Annotated in this window: 1 pseudogene; it reads right to left on the bottom strand. The window is 59.2% G+C overall.

The annotated features are described in order from the left end of the window. Positions 1 to 181: 181 nt before the first annotated feature. Positions 182 to 2,333, bottom strand: a pseudogene (locus FJ980_RS29850) (hypothetical protein); the annotation flags it as partial.

The raw sequence follows: 2,333 nt of genomic DNA, 5'->3' as shown, positions 1-2,333 counted from the left end.
GATCATGCGTGCTATGGTTTTGGTGACCCGCAGGGAGCCTCCACGATACGGGAAGGGTAGAATGATCGTGATGTGCTTGAGCAATTTCTGCCGTCTCGCCCCTGGAAAGGTGGGGGTCCTATATCGCAGGAAACGTCGCCTACACAACCTGCATTTGTGACCACTTCAATGCGTCAGACTTTTAAACAGTCGCGACTCCAATGGTGCTGGCTGTTGGCGTTCCGCTATTGGGCGTCCAGCTGTAGGTCGCACTGCTCGCCATGTTCTGGAACAGAGAGGCGGTCGTATTGCCTGTTGACGTGACGCCAACGCGACGGTTGCGGCTGCCCGTATTGTCTTCGAAGAAGCCATAAGCTCCATTGTTTATAGAGTAGCCCCCGAGTATCCCGCAGTCACCGCAGCCCGTCATCGCGTTGCCGCTGCCGGTGTTGTTGTCAGCCTCGATTTCACCAATCGTTACGAATGTGCATCCGATCATAGAAACCCCGGTCGCGGCGGCTGCGGCGTTGGTGACGCCTTTTGAGCCGACGGCCTTCACCTTGTTTAATGACGATTTGCTGACTGCGTTAAGTTCGATAGCCGAACCGAGGTTAGCGTAAGACTGAATAGTATCGATTTCGACGTTGAAGACGTTAGCAATACGGATACCTGGGCCAGTGGCGCTATCTACCAGCAGCCGCCGCCCGTAGATCGAGCCGCGCCCGCCTACAACACCGTCTATGTATATGCCTGTCGCGCCGGCCTGATAGGCGAGATTGTTCGGCGCACCGGGAACCTCACCGACAACATCGATCGCGTTAAAATCGAGCCCGAGTGGGTCCGAGAAGAAGACGCTGATCCACGTCACAAGAGGACGGCCACCAGGGAAGTTGTAGGTATTGTCGACCTTGATATTGTTCCAAAAGAAGAACCCGCGCGAGCGGCGGCTATCGATTTGCCGGCCTCTCGTGAAGAAGCACAGCACATCATCGAACTTCATGTCGACGACGTAATTCGATGCATGCACTTCCTCTTTGTAGAAGAAGCCGCAATCCTTCACGATAGAGTTTCCAACGCGCAGACCCGAGACGATGCCGGCAGAGGTGTTGATCAGGATCGCGCCTGACGTGTTGGCTGCCGCCGATCCGTCGAAGGTGAATTTGTCAATATAGGCGTAGCTCTGAGCCACGGCCGACGGCAAGACGCGAATGGCGCAGGCCGCACCGCTCGGGATTTTCCAAATCGGCCGCCGCTCGGATTTAATGACGTGATCGAGGTTTGGCGTAATGTCGATATCACCAGCGACGAAGCCGGTCGACGTATAGGGGATGATCGCCATTCCACAGACCGCCAACGCGCCCTTTATCGCGTTGCTGTCGACGGTCACGCCGTCAAGTGCTGCCCCAAAGGCCCTGACTGTCGGAGCCAACGCCGGCGCATAGATGCGCTCCCAATAGAAGCCTGCCGTGTTCGAGACGACATAGATGCCCTCTTGGGTATCGGTGACGGGCGGGGAGCCGGCGCGTAACACAAACGTACCTTGCCGACCATTTTCCGAGAGATAGACAGGCCGGTCAACCGCCGTATTCAACGCCTTCATCAAAGCCCGAGTTGCAACCACGATTGCCAGCAGGTTTTTGTCGTACCCGCCGCCCGTTGGATTGACGGTCAGACCTTTGCCCGCGTCCGCCACCGATATCGCAGGCAGATTGACACTCGCGGCAGATGCCGCGGCTGCGGCGGCAGATGCCGCGGCTGCGGCGGCAGCCGCCTCAGCTGCGACTTGGATAGCGGCGCTGGCCGGGTCGGACAGCAGCCGGAAGGTAGAGCCGGATCTATAGCCGGCAACCACCATGCCAGCGACGAGGCCGCCGGGAACGACATCGTTGCCGGCGGACGTCTTGATCGTCAGTGCGACGCCGCCATTGAACGCGACCGTCACCGGCGATGCGGTATTCGCCTCGAAAACAATGAAATTGACCAGCGCTCCACCATCGGCGGACGGGAGAGGAATGGTGCTGGTCGCTATGATTGCATTTGGTGTGCCTGCGCCGGCGTCAGTGGCCCTGATATAGCTGTCGGGCAGATCGGCGACGCGCGTCCAGGATCCTGCCCCGGAGGCGCCGAGCTTCCGATAGATGCCATTGTTGGCGACTGTCGCATCGCCAACAACCCATGCCGACGAATTGGCGCCGTGGGCGAGGTCGGCATCCATGTGCGCCTTGGTGTCATAGATCAACCCGCCATTCGACAGGAAGGCGGTGATGATGCCCTCGACCCAGGTGCCCCATGCCCGCAACAGCGCCTTGACCGGCTGAGACGGATTGGAGGACGGCCCATCGGCGAGGAGCGGA

Source organism: Mesorhizobium sp. B1-1-5, assembly GCF_006443065.1.
Classification (GTDB): Bacteria; Pseudomonadota; Alphaproteobacteria; order Rhizobiales; family Rhizobiaceae; genus Mesorhizobium.
Note: the sequence above shows the minus strand (reverse complement) of the source record. Positions and strands in the feature narration are given on the sequence as shown.